Genomic DNA, 19,582 nt, shown 5'->3' with positions numbered 1-19,582 from the left:
ATAGGCCTATTGTCCTTCTGTAATATCGTTCGGTTGGAACAAGTTCAATTGGATATCTTTGTACCATTGGTTGTATGTCGGATGATCATATGTGCGCATCCGGTGAATCATATCTCGGTCTTGATAGAATAAGAAACTTGAATTTTTCAAATCATATCTGGCAGCGAAGTTCATATAGAGATCCCATGCTTCTTGCCCCTCATCGATTTGATGCGGACCATATGAATTTACTTCAAGCGTGATCCCGCTTCCGTAAATCTGTGCATTGACAAACGCACGGTGTAACCGTTCTTCTTTGTTCTTGACACTTGTTCTGAACGCATTTGGTTGAAGGAATGCTGCGTCAAAACTATAGTTTTGCCATTTTTTAAAGTTGGTTGACGTTGCGTGTGGTGCATAGACAAACTTCTTTTGGTATTTGCGGATATGCGCACTCAGTGAGCTCAGTAATGCACCATCGCTATCGACTTTAACCGTTTCATTCAACCAGTAGAACCCTTTGAAGTTGATATTCGAGAATCCTGCTTGGTTCCATCGTGTGATCATTTGATCCACATACCAACGCGTCAGATCGCTTCGAGTATAGTTGTCGACTTCAAATTGGCGACCATTCAAGTCTTCAATGATGCCGTTACGTTTTGGATATGGAATCGTCAAATAGACATCTACTTGGCGGTTCTGCAGTTTCGCTGCTTCGTTCAATTGGTGAAGAGCCCCGTCTTGCTGATAGGTACGTTCGATGTACCACTGGTAGTCACGGTAATGGGCGTTGTTACGAGCCGTTTCGGCAAATTCTCCGCCCGGATAGCGAAGTCCGAGCACGACGAACGAATCAAACATCGCCTGCGCGCTTCCGGAAGGGTCTTGATAGCTTAAATACGAATCAAAGAAGTCTGTTGTGAACGAGTCATTCTCGGTCAGACCGTTATAGATAAGAGCCCCTGCTTTGATATCGGTTTTGTTGGCGCTTGAGAGTTCTTGTGAAAAGTTCATGAACCGGTTATCTTGCGGATGGATAGTTCCATCATTATAGAAGGCCGCCATATCAATGGTACGGTCAAGAGAGGCATCTGTATAGACGACTTCTCCCCCGGAACGCAGTTCATACGCAATCGGTTGATGGAATACTCGGGATAAGAATGCACTGAACTGGGCACGAGTGACAAGTTCTAGTGGACGATAGGTTTTGTCGGTGTAACCTTCCGTTACTTCGAATGCAAGGATAGCATCTATGTATGGATAATATGGATGATTATATGGGACGTCAGTGAAGACGGATGTGCCGTTTCCTTCATACGCAAAGGCGGTGGCGAGAGCTTTCGCCATTTCATCGCGTGTCAAGATTGCATTTGGCTTGAATTCGTCTTCATATGTAGAGAACCATTTTTGCTGGAGCGCAATTTGCACTTCTCGGTAGCCCGGTGATGTGTTGCGCATGTCTTTTAACGGGACAGGTTTCGTTACGTCATCTAGCTGCAAAGCTCTTACCATCATGACAGCGGCATCTTTTCGAGTAATTGTCGCTCCAGGTTTGAATTGGCCCGTTGAATAGCCATTGATAATCCGGTGCTTCGTCATGAACTGAATATCTTGATAAGCCCAGTGGGTATACGTGACGTCTTTATAGTAGGTAGCCGAGGCAGATGAAGCGAAAAGAAGTGTTGCGAGTAGTGCGGCAATGAGTGTAATCCACTTTTTCATGTCGTTCCTCCATGGTGTCATTTGGTTTCTTTTGATAGTTTACCATATTTTGTTGATTGATTTGTGTCAAATTATATATTATTACCTGTTTGATAGCGTCCTAAACCTATGTAACACAAATGAAATATTTCTGTAAAATTAAAAAGTGGGTATCCGTGTTAAGCTAAGCGCAGAGATTTTTTACAGAGAAACTTTTGAACTCGAAGGGAGCACTACCAGGGAAATGAAGAAATTGATTCAAGTCACGGCATTAAGCGCAGCTTTAGTCGGATCGTTATTTACTGGCACACTAACCACGGACGCAGCATCTTCTGCACAATTAACAGCAGAAGCTTCTAAATATATCGGAACACCTTACCGCAGCGGCGGAACAACTGCAGCAGGATTTGATTGCTCAGGGTATACACAATTAGTTTACAAAAACTTAGGGATTTCACTTCCACGTGACTCACGTTCACAGTGGGCCGCTGGAACTACGGTTTCAAAAGCGAACTTACAAGCTGGAGACCTCGTTTTCTTTAACACATCCGGCTCTGGTATTTCTCATGTTGCGATTTACATTGGCGGCGGAAGAATGATCGGTGCAACAAACTCAAAAGGAATCGCCATTGATTCTATCAACGACCCTTACTACTGGGGCAAGCGTTATATTGGCGCAAAACGTGTAGCGAACTTCGGTTCTGCTGGAACGGTTACAACAGCAGCGGCGTCAGTTCAGTATTCTACTCGTGCTGAGATTGCAGTAGCAATCGCAGATGACTTGAATTTACAGTCTTCTGGTTCAGCTGCTGGATTCAGTGATGTAAGTGCTTCTGCATCATACGCTGACGCAGTTTTTGCTCTTCAAGAGCGTGGAATTATTGCTGGAAACGCTGGACAGTTCAAACCTAGCGAAAGAGTAAAACGTTCAGAAATGGCGAAAATGTTGGATAAAGCATATGACTTAGGACAAGTAGGCGCTTCTGTAAGCTTCTCAGATGTTCCTTCTCCTAGCTGGATGGAGCCACACATCGACCGCTTAGCACAAAACGGGATCACTCGCGGTATGGGCGATGGTAGATTTGGTGTAGATGGCCACGTGAAGACAACTGAACTCAAGTTATTTATGGAACGTGCAGGGAACTAAGAAAGTTTCCCGTTTCTACTAGAATATTTTCAAACGTAACCACTGCCCAATGAGGGTGGTGGTTTTTTGGTGTTCTGGTGTACAGTGACCGACGGATTAAGTGACTCCGACGGTCACGTCTGTTGTCCTGCTTTTGGGTTGGCGTACAGTGACCGACGGATTAAGTGACTCCGACGGTCACGTCTGTTGTCCTGCTTTTGGGTTAGTGTACAGTGACCGACGGATTAAGTGACTCCGACGGTCACGTCTGTTGTCCTGCTTTTGGGTTAGCGTACAGTGACCGACGGATTAAGTGACTCCGACGGTCACGTCTGTTGTCCTGCTTCTGGGTTAGCGTACAGTGACCGACGGATTAAGTGACTCCGACGGTCACGTCTGTTGTCCTGCTTTTATCAAGTAAAAGAAGTATGCTTAACGCGACCGCGGGAGTCTTTCCAATCCCTCGGTCGCTCCCCCGCCATGACAAAAAGAAAAACCAACTTCCACGGGGGAAGTTGGCCAAAAGAGATATAAAAAGGTTGGTTACCAAATATGTACTTGGAAAGACAGGCACCGGTTGGACAGTGCCTGTGTTCCGCCTGACAATGGTTGGCTTTATATAGTACGCAACAGTATGAAAAAAGTTACACTGAATTTAAAATTATTTTTAATTATTCTTCGAAGAGTCCAGAAAGTGTTACGGTGATGCCACTCATCGAACCGTCCTCGTACATGGCAACGGCGATCATGATGTCGAAATCTTCCCGGATCCAGTAGGCTTCCCATGCTTCTGCGCCATACTCGTCCATCGTCCAGTCTCGGTCGATTTCGTCCGCTTCTCCTTCGAGAGCAGCCATTTCTGCATACATTTTCTCAAAGTATGCTTCCGCGGTTGGTTTGTCCATGATACCGTAGCCTTCGTCGTGCAGAATATCGATCCAGACAAGGTTGTCATTGATGAACATTAAGTAGATGTCCGCCGTGGAGCCGAGAATCGTTGCACCTGTATAGTACATCGCGTCTTCGTATTGTTCCAATTTGCCACCTAGGTTCAGAGCCTTCACTTCAGCTTGGGACATGCCGATTTCGAGACCGCCGACATTAGGTACATCTAGTTCATTGATGTAGTCTGTAAAACTAGCTGGAATGCTTGCATAGCTTTGTTTTGTGTAACTTTGTACATTCGCGTAGAATGCTTCTGATGCAAGGGCGAAGTTGAGGTTCGCTGTCGAGTCATATCCAGAAGTGGTGACACCGATCAGCTCACCTAAACGGTTGAAGAGCGCGCCGCCCGAGCTTCCGTAGTCGATATCCGCTGTCGTTTGGATAACCGGCATGCCTTCCCAGTTACGAATCGAGCTGATGACACCTGTGGAAACTGTGTTTTGAAGACCAAGTGGACTACCGATAGCCACCACTTCATCTCCTTTTGCAAGTCCTGAACTTGATGGGCGGATTTTAACGCCTGCAGTCGAGTATGGTGCCGCTACTTTTAGGATGGCGTAATCATTGGCCTCATCTTCCGCTACGATTCCCGCGAGATTTAGAACTTTTCCGTTGTAGAACGTGACCGTTCCGGAAGTTGCTTGGTCAATGACATGATGATTCGTCAAGATCAGGCCATTACCAATCAAGATACCACTTCCCTGCATGTCTCCCCAGCGAGAAGTCATATCAAGTAAGACGACTTTTTCGTCATTTTGCTGGACGATTTCTTTTACAGTCAGTTCGCCAGGTGGTGTAGGCGTGCTCCCTTCCGCTACGCGAATCGCACGTGCCATGAACATCGACATTTGGTCTTTTTTCACGGTGTCGTTTGGACGGAATGTGCCATTTGAATAACCAAGTGTGACTTTGGCTGCCACCAGTTTGCTGACGAACGGATACGCCATCATAGAAGGTGTGACGTCTTTAAATTTTACTGCCGCTTGTGTATTGAGCTTAAAACCACGAACAAGGAAGGCCGCCATTTGGCCACGCGTCACAGGTTCGAGTGGACGGAATGTACCGTCTGTATATCCGGTAATCACGCCTGCTTTCACGGCTGCGTCAATGTAGCCGGATGCTCGGTGGGAGGCTGGGATGTCTTTGAATTTGGTGGTGGTTTGAGTGCCGTCTAGGTTGAGGGCTTTTGCGACCATTACTGCCACGTCTTCACGCGTCATCGTTTTGGTCAAGTTGTAGCTTGAGGTCTTTTGAGCGACGCCTTTTTCAACGAGCAGCTGGATATCGTTGTAGGCTGGGTGTGTTTTGGGTACGTCTGTGTATGTGTGCGGTGCTGCACCAACAGTCGGTGCGAGCAGGAGCAAAAACATCAGCGTCAGACTGCTGATCCATTTTTTCAAGTAAAGTTTCCTCCTGGGGTGTTTAGTTTGACCGGCTTTGTGGTCGGCTTCATTTATTATAGGGCCTCGTAAGGGTTTCGTATATAGGGAAATATAGGGGATGGGCAGGAAATTTTTAAGGTATTTTGGTGGGATTTGGCGAAGTGAATTGGAGATATATATGATTATGCAGCAGACATTTATTTATGCCATAAATTGAACCCACCTATAGGAATAGGCGGGTTCTGAATCAAGAGTGATCATCATTTTTGATTTGATGGTAATAGGACCATGTCGTGCGGGTTGGGGATGCACCTTTTCCTTTTGAGCGATAAAGGGCTTGGTCAGCGAACCTTACTAGTTCATGCACATCACACGTATCTTGTGGGGCAATCGCGATACTGATTCCTAAGTGAACGTTGAGAAGATAGCCTGCCGCTTCTAATAGAAGGAATCTTCTCATTAGACTCAATGATAAAGGTGGGACAAGGTGATTTTTGAAAAGCTTGATACCAAATTGGAAGGGTAGAGGTCATAGACACTGTCCTTTCCAAAAGTAATATGTGACTATTCATTAATTTTCAGTGTATCAAAAGGCTTATATTTTAGAAAGAAAGTTCTTATAAAAGACATTACTTTTTATACCCTTATATTGTATACTCTTCTTAAGTAGATATAATTATTTGACAATGAGGTGTTTTCATGAAACGAATTGACCCAAATACTCAACCACTTGATACGCACCAATTAATTACGCCTCGAAGCGGATCCGTAGTGATTGACTGTTTATTGCGGTTTTCTGAGAATAAAAAATTGATTACACTATTATTGTTATCTCTTACTCCCCTTGTTATTTATATTGAAATGATTGCCATGCCAAATCATCGAAGCTTTACTCTATACGTACTTTTGATTATATTATTTAGCTTGATGTTTAAGAATGTAGTATTAATTGGACTATTTACACTATCGCTCGCCCTTCTGAATTACGTTTCGTACATCCAACATTCCAATGATTATTACCTCGTGATGTTAGTGATTGAATTTATTATTTATTTGTGTTCAGGTATTATTGTGTCGAAATTAGTCGTTTCTTTGAAAGAAGGAAGAGAATTGCATTTTCGAAGTATCTATTCATTCCTGCAGATCATCCAGATGAAAGATCATTATACAGCTGTACATTCTCGCCATGTGGCTGAACATGCCCTTGCCATCGCTAAAGAAATGAATCTTTCTAAAGAGATGCAACGCGATTTATACACCGGTGGTCTCCTGCATGACATAGGAAAGATCGGCGTTCCGGATCACATTCTTTTAAAGCCGGACCGATTGACTCCTGGTGAGTTTGAAGAAATTAAAAAGCATCCCGAACAAGGTGTTGCTCTCTTGCAGAATGTACCGTACATGAAAAATCAAGTTGTCCATGATTGCGTTCTTTATCATCATGAGCGCTACGATGGATGGGGGTACCCTAAAGGCTTAAAAGGAAAAGATATTCCGCTTGCCGGTCGCATTTTAGCAGTTGCGGATACATACGATGCCGTGACAACTCACCGAATTTATCAGAGTCAACGGTCGCCTAATGAAGCCAAGCAACTCCTTCAGACTCATGCTGGAACCCAGTTTGACCCGGAAGTAGTGAAAGCGTTCATTGCGGTTTTAAAGAAAGAAGTACCCGTGTATAAGGCGGAAAAGATGAAAGCAGAAATGAAGGCAATGGAGACGGTCCGATAAGGGCTGTTTTTTTGTGTGTTTTTTAGAAAGGGGTTAACACTTTAAGGGCTTTATTTGGGGAGGGCTTGCTAGTGGTGCGGTGGGAATGTGGGGGCGATTGGTGTTTGCGGGTAGTTTTTGGGGGCTTTGGGTTGAATGGGGGTGGCGTTTGGTATCAATGAGGAGGACGATAGGGTCACTTTGAGGGAGTGTTTGGTCCGGGGAGGGTCGGGGCAAGCTTTTCTGTGAAGGTTTGGTATCTTTTGACGAAGGCTTTGGTATCAATCAAGGGGTCGTTTGGTAGCAATAGGTGGTACTACGACAGACTAGGAAAGGGTTTCCTAGAAAGCTCTTCCCCACTTCAGCTTTTAGAGTGAAACAGTCGCCGCACTCTACGGGAGAATGCGGCGACTGTTTATTTGGGTTTTAGTGAATATACTGAATTTTTAGTGGTACCAACTCGCTCGGTAGGTAAATGCTTCAATGACCGGATGATGGGACCTTTGTTTGAAAGCGCCATATGGTGTTTAAAATTCCGGACCTGTTGGTGCGGCCCTAAAATGGTGAACAATGCCCTGATCGTTCGTCGTAAAGACAATGGATCCGCTTTATGACACGCACTGCACTTGTAGGATGGAGTTGACGGGACCATGTGACCTCCACACGATGTGCAGAATATGCCTGTCCGCAGGTAGGCAGGATCCATATTATAGCGCACGACTAGGGCTTCTGGATGGAAATTTTGTGTGACCTGTTTAAGTTTCTTCACAAGTTTTTGGAATGATGGTTTGTCCAGGATCTCTGGGAGGGTATTCAGCTTACCGAGGTAATGGTCAAGCTGGCGACGGTACACAATCTGTACCTCATGTTGCTGGGAGATAACTGTGGCGGATGAACTGGTGAAGACAATTGCTGAAAATACCGGAAGTTTCGAGTTGTACTGACGGATGAGATACTGCAGCGACTGGTGATTTCGTTTTGTTTGGACAAGCGGGCAGGACATGAAATCGACTTTTCCTTCTAGAGTACGTTTCAGTTGCTGTGGGTTTGTCGTAAATTCAATGGTTCCCCGAATATTTTTCACTTCCAGATAAAGTACGTACCGATTCGTCACAAGCACCGTGTCTAATTGGTAATGCGACCCGTAGCTATTTCGTGTCGTGAAATTCGGAATCACCTCGTGCAGATAAGGCATTGGCAATGTCATCAATTTCTGATCGACTTTCACTTCTCCTCTATGTCCCGCTTCCATACGGGCCAGTTGTTGAAGTAAATAGGCTTTTGCTTTCCCATCTGTAGCGGGTATTCGGCGAAGCAATTCATGAAGTCCCTCTATTTCTATGGGGATGGTTCGTTCCTTCATTTTCAATTTGATATAGTCTGGCATATATTTCCTCCCTTCTTCTTTTAGTCTACTACTTGATTGATTAAACGGGAAATATGAACGTTGATTTTAGTAATCTTTTTATAATAGAGGGTTTCCCCCTGCGTTCTTTCTAGAAAGGGGTTGAGCATTTAATGGCTTAAATGGGGGTAGGACTTTCTAGGAAGTGCTAAATGAGGGTGGGAATCATAGATGCGGTTGATGTTTGCGGATAGTTTTTGAGGCTTTGGGTTGAATGAGGGTGGCGTTTGGTATCAATGAGTTAGGGTTTTGGGTCACTTTGAGGGAGTGTTTGGTCCGGGGAGGGTCGGGGTATGCCGTTCTAAGGGTGTTTGGTATCATTTGGCGAAGGGTTTGGTATCAATCAATGGGTCGTTTGGTTTCAATAGGTGGTACTACGACAGACTAGGAAAGGGTTTCCTAGAAAGCTCTTCCCCACTTTAAGATCTATTAATGGGCGAACCACTTACTAGGAAGGGCGGCGTGATAGTGAGTTTGTCACTCTTAAGGGTGATATGGAGGATATCAACTGAGATACCACCGATCATCAGAAAAAGAGCCTGCAGCTGCAGGCTCTTTCAGATTCTGTCGTTTAATTCCAAATCATCTCAGCCCACTGTGGGTTGTCGATGAATGGGTTGCGGTTTTCTTGTGCTTCGTAGATGCGGTTATTGCGCTCGATTTCTGTTGCATCGACTGGATCCAGTTTGTGCCACTCTAGGAGTACAGATAGTTTCCCATGGTACGGGGCCGTTCCATTGTTTACTTTTTCATTCAGTTCTAAGTCCACACCGTCTTCTGCTTCATAACGCGTGGCCATGTAGAACAACATGCGAGCGACGTCACCTTTGACTGAAGTTGGTGGCTCAAATGAATCGCTATCGCGCTTACAGTCTGGACAGTTGACGACTGAGCTTCCACCCCAGTCAAAATCTAAATTGCCGCGTGAGCTATTTACTTGGACGTCTGTTGCACGCAAGTGATGGATGTCTGTTCCCGGACCGTTTGATGTCCCGAAATTCCCATGTGATTGCGCCCACACGTGCTCGCGGTTCCAGTTCCCCACGTTCCCACCGTTCAAGTCTTTCGAACGAGAAATACCAGAATAGAACAATTTCACGTTATTCGTGTTGTTAGGGTCTTCATCCGTATATTTTAAAGCGGTCCATACTTGATTATAGGATAAAACGATTTGTTCATCGATAATGTTATGGAGAGCAGCTTTTAGTGCGTCTCCTTCAAGACCTTCCAGGCCGGAATAGTAGCCATTTGCTGTGTTGTAGTCACCTGATGGCGTACCTGGTTCCTCCGGATTCGTTGGCTCTTCCGGTTCAGTCGGCTCCTCAGGTGTCTCCGGGTCAACTGGCTCATCCGGAGTTTCAGGTTGCTCTACGGTTGGAGACGTCGTAAGGAACGTGACTTGTTTCTCACTTGCTCCTTTCGCGTAGGTGAACTTCCCTACATTTTCCGCGTTGCGAATTTCAGTTTGTTGTTTGCCTGAGATGACGACCTCTTTGACAACCGTGCCTTCAAAGTCATACTGGGCATTTGGTTTATTTGGGTTCAGCAGGACTGTGCGATCTGCAAGTCCGGAACCTGTGATTCCTGCAACTTGAGATTTGATTTCAATGCCGTTATTAATACGGACATTGTCTCCAACTGTTAAGTGAGTTTTAGGTGTCGCAATGACAATCTTGCCTGTTTTCGTATTGCTGTATTCCACATAACGGTCATAGGTTAGTGGTGGAATTGGTGGAACTACTTCTTTTGTAAAGTCAATCTGGATAAGAATTGGATCGTGGTCAGATGCACGGCCATGCTCTTCCATTTTGTTTGCATTGATGTGAAGAATGTCTACGACTGTGTTCGCAAGTAAGTTCTTAGTGACTAGGATGTGGTCAAGAACTTGGTTGTTTCCTTGGTAGTAGTACGTGAAACGATCTTCTACCGGAACTTGTTCAATCATGTTGACTAAGATATCGCCTTTAAGCGCAGTTAATGTTGGTGTGAATTCGAAATCATTCATATCTCCAGCTACTACGACATTTAAATTTGGATCTTTTTCAAGTCCACGTTGAATGAAACTATTGATCATTGCAGCTAATTGGATACGCTCTTCTTCTGAACCAAGAACTGGTGGTTGGTTCTTACCAAATAGACCTTGGTCACCTGATTTAGAGTTTAAGTGTGCTGTGATGACGACTACTTTTTCGCCATTGAACATAAATTCAGCAGCCAGTGGTTTACGTGTGTTTGGTTGTGGAAGGTCAAGGATACGACCTGGGTTCAGTGTCAATGAACCGTCTTCTGTCCACTGAACGGCTTCCGTCGATCCACCCTTCGTTCCTGCAACTAAGTCAACGCGTTCTGCATTGTATAGGTAACCAACACGGATGTTTCCGCCAGGTTGTCCACCATCTTGGTTATAGACAGGTGCGATATCTGTGTACGAGTACGTAGGTCCGCCCGCTGCTTTGATTGCTGCGATTAGACGCTCATACGATTGAGATGCATCTGAGTTGTTGGAAGGAGTCGACCCGTCGTTATCTTGTACTTCTACAAGTCCGATAATGTCTGGAGACTTCATATCCACTACAAATGATTCAGCAATACGCGCAGCTTTGGCATTCGATGTTTCTGATACGTTCGCTGAGAAGTTCTCAATATTGTACGTAGCGACTGTTAATTTCTCTTCAGCTTGTTCGATTGTTGTGACTTCACTTGGGTGATCCACTTCAATCAATTCCGGAAGTTGTCCGGCAGAAGTAAATACTTTATAGTTTCCGAAACCATAGCCGACAACCCCTACAGGAGCTTCTGCAAAACGGTCTCCTGATTTCGCTACATACGATTCATTGTCGATATCAAAGATCACGCGCTCTGGGTTGTAATCATCCGCAGAGATGTTGATACCACCAAGAATGTTGAATTCGTTGTTTGTTGCTTCTGTGTTGACCACGATTACTTCGCCATACTTTTGTGGTCCCACGACTTGTGCATTTGGTACCGAAACTCGCATTCCTTCAAGAGATTCCCAGAAGTCGATGCCGTCTTCTTGTGGATCAAATGATGTCAATTCATCGTTGTCGATAATCGACGTTGGAATGTCACGGTCTACTCCGATACGAACTGGGTCCGGAAGTGCAGCCATACCTGATTTCGCTACAGTTGAGTTTCCGATTCGTGTAATCGGTAGGTCTGTCTGGCGGTTGTCAGAGTAGCCTTCGTAGAAGTGTTCTTGGACAATACCAGACACTGTAACTACATCCCCTACGCTATAGCTTGATGCTGCGCTTGTTAAGTTAACAGCAATCCCTTCCGCTGTTGCTGGGTTGTTGTCTGGTGATAACGTCTGGATAAAGAAATTGGCTGTGTTGTAGAAGTGTGTGATGACTCCTGTTACGCCCGTTACTTGTGCGCCTGTGTAAGGAGAATAATGATCTTCTCCTTGGATCTCTTCAATTGTTACATTTTCTGTCTTCAGTACTGTGTATTTAAATGAGAACACGTCAGATGTTGCATTCGCCGTCACAGCGATTGCTCTGATTGTTGTTGTTGCTGTTAATTCGATTGGTGCTGTGTAAACTGTGCTAGCTGTTGTTGGTGTGGAACCATCTAGCGTGTAGTAGATTGTTGCATTGTCCCACTCTGTGAGTAACTCGATTTGTGTTCCTTCACTTACGCTACCCGGGAAAATGTTTGTGAAGACGGCTGGCTTTACAGAAAGTTCGAAGCTTTCCGCACCAATCGTTTTTAATTGGAATGTACCGTTAAAGATGCCTGCAAATCCGTAGATATTTAGAACGTCACCATTCTTATATTGTTTGATGAAATCTTCATACGTGTAGCCGTTACGGTTGTCGTTACGAACAAGTACAGAAGATCCATCTTCAGTAGTTGCTGTAAATTCGATTGTACCAAATCCAGCATCACGGATATTCGAGATCGTTGCTTCTTCGACAAGAAGACGCTCGCCTAGTGTATCATTGTTGATGCTTGAAGCTGGTACAACTTGAACAGCTGGGAGTGGATTGTTTGCCGTTAGTTTTGCAACGACTGGGTTTGTAATTTGAATGTCGCCTTGATAGATGCCAAGTTTCCCTTGGATCGATACGCGGTCACCCTCTTTTACACCTGTGTCAGCAGATGTGAAGACATAGATTCCTGCTGTGTCGTCTTGGATATAGAATCCGTTATTACCGAACTTCGCGATGTCCGTTGTAACAATAGCTTCTACTACCACGGCAGAACCTTGTGCAGCTGCACGAACGTCCGCAACTGTCATTGCTGATAAGACTTCATACGTAAACGTTTGAACGTCACTTTTTTCTAAACCATTTTTTACAGCAATTGCTTGGATTGTTGTGTTTTCATTGATTTCAATCGGCATGGTATACAGCGTGCTTGCTGTTGTAGGCGTCGAGCCATCTGTTGTGTAGTAGATTGTTGCATCAGCCGTTGCAGTCGAAAGCGCAACAGTTGTTCCTGCTACAACATTTCCTGCTGTTGGTGTTGCTGTGACATTCGCTACTTTTGTTTCAACTGGAGGAGGTGGTGTTGTGCCGCCTTCCATTGTGTGAGAGCCGAGGTATGTGAATGTGTCGCGTGGGTATGAATCCCATTCAAGTGATGGATTAAATACGTCAGTTGGATCTGCGTCACCAGTAGTGATGGTTGCTTTACGGACTAGTGTTTGGTCTAGAGTTGATACTCCGTCTACTGTCCAGCTACCTGAAGGACGGAAGCCAAGTTGTCCGATAGAGTCGATGACAACGCCGTCTTTTTTAAGTAGAACTGTGTCATCCCCATTAAAGAACGTAGTTGTCGAAGCGATGTCACCGACTGCTTTGACTGCATCTACTGAACCACTATTATATAGAACAAATACATCACCGTTTTCAATTGTTCCTGATAATGTTTCTGAGTTTTGAACCGTTGTTCCACCATTAGAATAAAGTTCAACAACATAGCCGTCTAAGTTGACTGCTGCCCCTGTTCCATTAAAGATTTCAAGTGCTTTGTTATTAGAACCCCCTTCGATGTACTCAGAGAAGAATAAGTCTTCTGCTAGAACGACTTTGTCTTCACCTTCCTCAACTAATGTATAAGCTGAAGCACTGCGAAGTCCTGGTACAGAGAAGTATGCAGAAAGTGAACCTGTAATTTGAACTTTTGTTTTAAATAGATTTGGATTGTCTACTAAGTTCAGTCCTGCACGTACAGCTCCTGTTGGAAGTTGTACAGGGAGAATTTTAGAAGCATCAGTTTCATCTGGTGAGTCAGCGATTCCAATGTTTGTGGAAATAGTAAAAGGAGGCTCCTGGTCATAGTTCGAACCAGAAATGGCGGCTCCGACAATGTAACCTTCTACTGTTGCCGAACCAGAGTTATTGGCAATGGCTTCCGCAACTGTGATTGATGTTGTCGCTGCCTGTGCTGGTATATAGGGAACAATGACAGAGATTACGAGCATCATAGCGAGTAAAATTTTGCTGAATACACGTAAATGTAAAGAAGTTGTGTTCAAATTCTTCATCCTTTCAATTTTGATTAAATGCAACCCCTATTATATCTGAAAATTGTAAATTATACGTTGATTTTTCGTAAACGCTTACACTTTTTAATAAAAATGAGTCTGGCGACTGGGTAAATAAGAATGATCAGTTTATGTATTTTATATTCCGCGTGACATTCGTAGTAGTATGTACTTAATTCAGATAGGGGGATGCATTTGGAATAGTTATTCGCAGAGGGCTTGGAATTTGTGGGGGTAGTTACCATTTTGACATTCAGTGATACCTTCGAAAATTAAAGTTAAACTAAAAACCGCAACATCTGCTATGGTTTTAAAGAGTATTATTTTATGTCTTTACTTCGTGTTTAATAGTAGTAAAAACTTCCCGTAGAAACAAATAATGATGTGGCGCTGTGCGTTAACTGTAACTTCATGTCTTCAAGGACGAGTGTCGAGTGTCGAGTGTTGATTCTCGATGGCCATTTTTAGTTTTTCTTTGAATTCGCCTTCATTAATGGAAGGGAAGCTCTCTTTAAAGAGATCATAGGCAGCGGAAAGTGCTTTTTCATCTGAATTGGTTACTTGAATGAAGGATGTTATGTCATTCATTTGGATATCGAAACGCCATTTTTTCGCATCACTAAAAATATACGTTCCTGTGATTGTTCCATTTAAAAGCTCCAACCCTTGGGCTTTCCATTGAAGATGACCTGGAATAGTATATTCACACAAAAAAAAGCCCAGCAAATCGTGCTGAACTCTCGTTCTTCTATTCCATTTCAAGCGTGCTAAGTGTCTTTCCGGATTGCACAGCTGTCACAGTGACTGGTTGATCTGTATACTGCTCTTTCAGTTCCTTCGCAAACTCTTCTGCAATGGCTTTTGCTTCGTCTTCTGATGGGGTATCTGTGAACATGATGCGCGCCTCGATCACGCCATCACGATCACCCACTCGTGCACCCGCGACTTCGTCCATTTCGCTATATTTCGTTGAGATATCTTGTTCTACAGGTTCTACACCTGGTGCATTGTCTGAGATGTCATCCGCCTGCTGAGCTTCTTGTTCAGTTGGTGTATCCGGTGCGACATCCTCATCTCCACAAGCTCCTAGAAGTAAAATAGTACTGGCACCTAAAATCCATGCGTATTTTTTCATGATGTTTTAACCTCCTATGTAGTTCTTCGTAGTCCTATACCCTTATCTGACGTAGATTATGCTAAAAAGTTCGACACCCACTATATCCCGTATCCTTCTTCATTGTTGCTTGATATGATAATAGTAAGTCCCATACTACTCCGGACTAGATTATAAAACGAGCGAGGATTCACAATGATAATTGGTGTTTATAATGCTAGAAACCATCCATTTTTAGGTACCTTTGCATCAAACTATTCAGTCAATTCACTACAATTCTATAACTATGAAAGAGGAATCCCGTCACAGCAGGGCTCCTCCCCCAATTATGCAAATTGTATTGAATTGTTTCGTGCACAGGTACCGTTTCACAGTGCGGTGCACACCGTTTCACTAATTGCGCCGTGCACAGGTACCGGTTTTTTAAAGATGCGCGTAAAAATATTCCAGAATTCCCCTTTTAGGTACCATGCAAATTGTATTGAATTGTTTCGTGCACAGGTACCGTTTCACAATGCAAATTGTATTGAATTGTTTCGTGCACAGGTACCGGTTTTTAAAGATTTCGCTATAGCAATTCAGGAATAAGAGTAGCTTGAGGAGAAGCTGCTCTTTTCATTTTCCAAAATTACCCTTTCAGGTACCTGTGCACCAAACTATTCAGTCAATTCACTACAATTCTATAACTATGAAAGAGGAATCCCGTCACAGCAGGGCTCCTCCCCCAATTATGCAAATTATATTGAATTGTTTCGTGCACAGGTACCGTTTCATCCATGCTAAAAAGTTCGACACCCACTATATCCCGTATCCTTCTTCATTGTTGCTTGATATGATAATAGTAAGTCCCATACTACTCCGGACTAGATTATAAAACGAGCGAGGATTCACAATGATAATTGGTGTTTATAATGCTAGAAACCATCCATTAGCCTGCCTTTCGTCTTTACGGATTAAAGAATATGTGCGAGTTTCGAAAGAATTAGGAATCACTCTCGCTTTTTTTGATATCAGAGATGTGAATCTATAAGAGAAGACAATCCAAGCAAAAGTATTGAATGGTCCTAAGCCTGTTTCTTTGGTAATCGACTTCCCACGGAGGAAAGAGAAAGGATTCGCGCGGAGCATAAATTGGCGTATGCACTTCAGGTTCATCAGGCGATTGAGAAGGTACCTGTGGAGAATCGAAGAGGTTTGGTGTTTAAGATTTCGCTATAGCAATTCAGGAATAAGAGTAGCTTGAGGAACAGCTGCTCTTTTTATTTTCCAAAATTACCCTTTTAGGTACCTGTGCACCAAACTATTCAGTCAATTCACTACAATTCTATAACTATGAAAGAGGAATCCCGTCACAGCAGGGCTCCTCCCCAAATTATGCAAATTGTATTGAATTGTTTCGTGCACAGGTACCGGTTTTCAAGGAAAAGCTGCTCTTTTCATTTTCCAAAATTACCCTTTCAGGTACCTGTGCACCAAACTATTCAGTCAATTCACTACAATTCTATAACTATGAAAGAGGAATCCCGTCACAGCAGGCTCCTCCCCCAATTATGCAAATTGTATTGAATTGTTTCGTGCACAGGTACCGTTTCACAAAAAACCAGACCATGGAAAGTTTACAAGGTCTGGTGACCAATTCTAATATAGAAAGACAAAAACTCCCTCTACTATGTGTAGAGGGAGTTTGACAGTTTCTTTTAAAATTACTGAGTTACAGTAACGTTAGAAGTAAATACTGGCTTGTTACCAACTGCGTCAGTGATGTCTAAAGTGCTAAGCGCTTTTAAAGATAATCCTGAAGTAAGTTGTGCTGCAGTTACAGTTGGAATTGAAAGCGTTACTGTATTAGCAGATCCATTTACTGGAGTTGCGTCAACAGTTACAGGTGAAGCTTGCGATTGACCACCAACTAGTACTTCGAAATCTAAGTTAGCACCATCTTGAATTGCTTCAGAGAAAGTAACTGTAATTTCGTTGTTAGCTGTTAAGCGTGCAGAAACTACAGTTGGATCAACGTTCTCGTTCAATGAAACTGTGTTTGTGAAGTATGGATCCATTACTACTGTAGATCCTAGAGCTTTTACTCCAGTAACGTTGATGTTACGAACACCAGTAAAGCCGTTTGAGTTTGGAGCTAATTTCACTTCAGCAACTTGAGTTGTTGCACCGTTAAGAGTTTGTGGTGCACGTAGTGTTACTGATTGTACAGTAGCACCGTCGATGCGGTAGTTAGAAGCAGTTGTTGCAGATGCTCCGTCTACAGCACGGTTGAATGTTACCAATACTACATCGTTATCAGTTTGGCTTTGAGCAATGCTAGATACAGAAACTTTATCTGTAGAACCTGGAGTTACATCTTGGCCACGTGTGAATGTTACAGTTGGGTTAGTTACAGCAACTGCAGACTCACTTGCTACATTAGAGAATGTAAGGTTCAAGTTGTAAGCTGCATCACGAACATCGTTATTGCCTAAGAAAGCATCCAATTCAACACGAGCAACAGTTTTGTTACCTACAGTTTTGTAAGAAACAGCTGTTGGACCAGCAGTTACTGGTGTTGTAATGAAGTCTTTCGTGTAAGTTCCGCTACCAGATACAGTTGCGCTTGCAAGATTTACATTTTTATCAAAAGTAAATTCTAAGTATTGCTTGCCTGTAGGTACGTCAGTAACTACATTTGTTGAAGTTACACGTGGAGCTACAGTATCAATTGTGAAGTTAGCAACCAACGTAGTTGACGCTCCATTTACACCGCTTAAGTCTGTGAATCCAGCAGCATTAACATTCTGTACTCCACGTAAAGGACCATCAACAGTTACAATATAACGAGTAGTATCAGCTGAATCTTTAACAATATTTGTTACATTATAGTTAGAAACTGTAATTTGTGGCGTGCCATTTAATTCTTCAGAGAACTTAACAGCAAATGTAGTAGCTGAAAGTTGAGTTACAGAATTAAATGTAGGTGCAACGCCATCAGCTGCGCCTTTTTGTAAAGTAACAGTTGTTGGGTTTGGAGAAATTAAGTTACGGTTTTGATCTTGAGCACCAATGAAAGTAGCGATAACTTGACCGTTTGCAGGAACATCAGAACCAAGGGTGAAAATTACTTCTGTGTCTCCAGCATTAAAGTTATAAGTTACACCGTTCGGTCCAGTGATAATTGTACCATTAGCTAAACGGAAGTTAGGTGTACCAAGTGTGCTTAATGGCTCAGAGAAAGTAACTTTCACTGTACCTGCAGTTGGTTTTGTAGTTGAAACAACAACTGGAGCAGTTGTATCAGCAGCAAATGTGTACATTTGTTTGAATGCTGTTACACCCATACCTGAAGTAGTTTCTAAGTTCTTAACTTCTAAATCATAACGCTTAGAAATTGGGTTAGATGTTGTAATCCAAAGTGTTTTTCCATCTGCACTTAATTCTCCAGTGATAGCACCTGGTGATACATTATCAAGTGAAGTTAAAGAAACTGTGTTTGGTAAAAATGTACCTGTGTTGTTTGCAAATAATGAATCTTCATCTACTGCTTTATTGAATTTTACTTCAACTACAGTTGCACTTAACATAGATGCAGATGTTACTTTAGCGTCTACTTCGAACACGTAAGTAGCAGCTTTTCCACCAACAGATAATGTAGCTGAAGTTCCACCTAAAGTAGAAGCTAGATCGTCAAGGTCAGTGTGAGAAACCGTTACAGTTGTGAGGTCTGCAGAAACTGTAGCAGAAAGTTTAAGTGCTTCAAGTTGTGCAGCAGTTGGAGCAACACCGTTTAGAAGAATTGAGTAGTTTTCTAATACGTAGTTTAAGTCAGCGCCTTCTGGAAGAGCTTCAGCGAACTTAAGTACGAATTGGTTACCTTCAGCGTTGAATGTTAATGATTCAACTGCTGCTACTTCGTAAGGTTGACCTTCAGCACGGTATAAGAACAATGCGAACTGTCCACGAGTTACGTCGTTTGTAGCACCGAATGTAGTTTCGTTAAGACCTTGTGCAATTCCAGCTTGCTCAAGAGCAGAAACGAAAGGAGCCCAGTTAGAGTTTACATCAGCAAATTTAGTTGTACCAGAACCAGTTAAACCATAAGCGTTTGCAATGATTTTAGCTGTTTCTTGACGAGTGATGTAAAGATCTGGAGCAAATGTTGTAGACGTTTTACCAGAAGCGATTCCAGCTGCTACGATTGCGTTTACAGCACCAGCAACACGAGCGTTCACATCAGTGAAACCAGCGTCAGGAGCAGTAGTTGTGTTCAAACCAAGAGCTGTTGCGATCATAATCGCTGCATCTCCACGTTTGATTGGTGAAGTTACACCAAATGTTGTTTCAGTAAGACCTTTAGTGATTCCTTGGTCTACTAAGTAAGTTACTGCGTTTTTGTAGTTAGCGTTCACATCAGTGAAGTCAGCTAATGCTGTTGGAGCTACTGCTGTTGCTACTAAAGTAGCCGTTGCTGCAGTTGCAACGAATTTCTTGTACGACTTTGGTTGGTAAGCCATGTGTAGAATTCCTCCTATGTGGATGTTTTTTAAGCCCGCGAGTACTCTCACAGATTCAGCTTAAATTATAGCAATAAACAGTTGGAAGCGCTACTATAATCTAGAAGATTGCGAAAATCGCGACAAATTACTTAGATTACGGTTATGTTACCTCTCAACTACTCGTATTGCTATAAAGTTAAACTCTCTTCATATTCTACCAAAAT

The 19,582-nt window shown here is 43.2% G+C and carries 10 protein-coding genes; 2 read left to right on the top strand and 8 right to left on the bottom strand.

The window, feature by feature from the left end; genetic code table 11:
- Positions 1–6: 6 nt before the first annotated feature.
- Positions 7–1,701, bottom strand: coding sequence for a DUF4855 domain-containing protein (locus ACFO0S_RS03785; protein ID WP_378140337.1), 1,695 nt, complete (start codon positions 1,699–1,701; stop codon positions 7–9).
- A gap of 223 nt (positions 1,702–1,924) precedes the next feature.
- Here ACFO0S_RS03785 and ACFO0S_RS03780 point away from each other — a divergent pair, with 223 nt between their 5' ends.
- Positions 1,925–2,827 (top strand): C40 family peptidase, encoded by a 903-nt coding sequence (locus ACFO0S_RS03780; RefSeq protein WP_378140335.1) that lies wholly within the window; start codon positions 1,925–1,927, stop codon positions 2,825–2,827.
- 650 nt (positions 2,828–3,477) lie between these two features.
- Here ACFO0S_RS03780 and ACFO0S_RS03775 read toward each other — a convergent pair.
- Positions 3,478–5,151, bottom strand: coding sequence for an S-layer homology domain-containing protein (locus tag ACFO0S_RS03775; protein WP_378140333.1), 1,674 nt, complete (start codon positions 5,149–5,151; stop codon positions 3,478–3,480).
- A gap of 229 nt (positions 5,152–5,380) precedes the next feature.
- A complete protein-coding gene (locus ACFO0S_RS03770) occupies positions 5,381–5,593 on the bottom strand; it encodes a nucleotidyl cyclase domain-containing protein (protein ID WP_378140331.1) in 213 nt (70 codons plus the stop codon).
- A 239-nt stretch (positions 5,594–5,832) separates the two neighbouring features.
- Between ACFO0S_RS03770 and ACFO0S_RS03765 the strand changes: the two genes are divergently transcribed.
- Entirely contained in the window at positions 5,833–6,864 is a 1,032-nt protein-coding gene (locus tag ACFO0S_RS03765) for an HD-GYP domain-containing protein (RefSeq protein ID WP_378140329.1), read from the top strand.
- A 394-nt stretch (positions 6,865–7,258) separates the two neighbouring features.
- Here the strand turns inward: ACFO0S_RS03765 and ACFO0S_RS03760 are convergent, their stop codons facing one another.
- From ACFO0S_RS03760 to ACFO0S_RS03740, 5 genes are all read right to left on the bottom strand, one after another.
- Positions 7,259–8,230, bottom strand: a complete 972-nt coding sequence (locus ACFO0S_RS03760) for a nuclease-related domain-containing protein (protein WP_378140327.1) — start codon at positions 8,228–8,230, stop codon at positions 7,259–7,261.
- A gap of 589 nt (positions 8,231–8,819) precedes the next feature.
- Complete coding sequence (locus ACFO0S_RS03755; RefSeq protein ID WP_378140409.1) at positions 8,820–13,703, bottom strand: endonuclease; 4,884 nt, start codon at positions 13,701–13,703, stop codon at positions 8,820–8,822.
- A gap of 477 nt (positions 13,704–14,180) precedes the next feature.
- Positions 14,181–14,474 (bottom strand): hypothetical protein, encoded by a 294-nt coding sequence (locus tag ACFO0S_RS03750; protein ID WP_378140325.1) that lies wholly within the window; start codon positions 14,472–14,474, stop codon positions 14,181–14,183.
- A 37-nt stretch (positions 14,475–14,511) separates the two neighbouring features.
- Positions 14,512–14,898 (bottom strand): hypothetical protein, encoded by a 387-nt coding sequence (locus ACFO0S_RS03745; RefSeq protein WP_378140323.1) that lies wholly within the window; start codon positions 14,896–14,898, stop codon positions 14,512–14,514.
- Positions 14,899–16,580: 1,682 nt separating this feature from the next.
- Entirely contained in the window at positions 16,581–19,376 is a 2,796-nt protein-coding gene (locus tag ACFO0S_RS03740) for an S-layer homology domain-containing protein (protein WP_378140321.1), read from the bottom strand.
- Positions 19,377–19,582 lie beyond the last annotated feature (206 nt).

The organism is Chryseomicrobium palamuruense (assembly GCF_042649045.1).
GTDB lineage: Bacteria > Bacillota > Bacilli > Bacillales_A > Planococcaceae > Chryseomicrobium > Chryseomicrobium palamuruense.
This window is presented reverse-complemented; position numbering and strand designations above follow the sequence as displayed.

Bases quoted from the DNA above. Each gene is read 5' to 3' on its own strand.
- ACFO0S_RS03760 (WP_378140327.1), bottom strand. From the start codon at position 8,230: ATGCCAGACTATATCAAATTGAAAATGAAGGAACGAACCATCCCCATA.
- ACFO0S_RS03745 (WP_378140323.1), bottom strand. From the start codon at position 14,898: ATGAAAAAATACGCATGGATTTTAGGTGCCAGTACTATTTTACTTCTA.
- ACFO0S_RS03755 (WP_378140409.1), bottom strand. From the start codon at position 13,703: ATGATGCTCGTAATCTCTGTCATTGTTCCCTATATACCAGCACAGGCA.
- ACFO0S_RS03785 (WP_378140337.1), bottom strand. From the start codon at position 1,701: ATGAAAAAGTGGATTACACTCATTGCCGCACTACTCGCAACACTTCTT.
- ACFO0S_RS03740 (WP_378140321.1), bottom strand. From the start codon at position 19,376: ATGGCTTACCAACCAAAGTCGTACAAGAAATTCGTTGCAACTGCAGCA.
- ACFO0S_RS03780 (WP_378140335.1), top strand. From the start codon at position 1,925: ATGAAGAAATTGATTCAAGTCACGGCATTAAGCGCAGCTTTAGTCGGA.
- ACFO0S_RS03770 (WP_378140331.1), bottom strand. From the start codon at position 5,593: ATGAGAAGATTCCTTCTATTAGAAGCGGCAGGCTATCTTCTCAACGTT.
- ACFO0S_RS03765 (WP_378140329.1), top strand. From the start codon at position 5,833: ATGAAACGAATTGACCCAAATACTCAACCACTTGATACGCACCAATTA.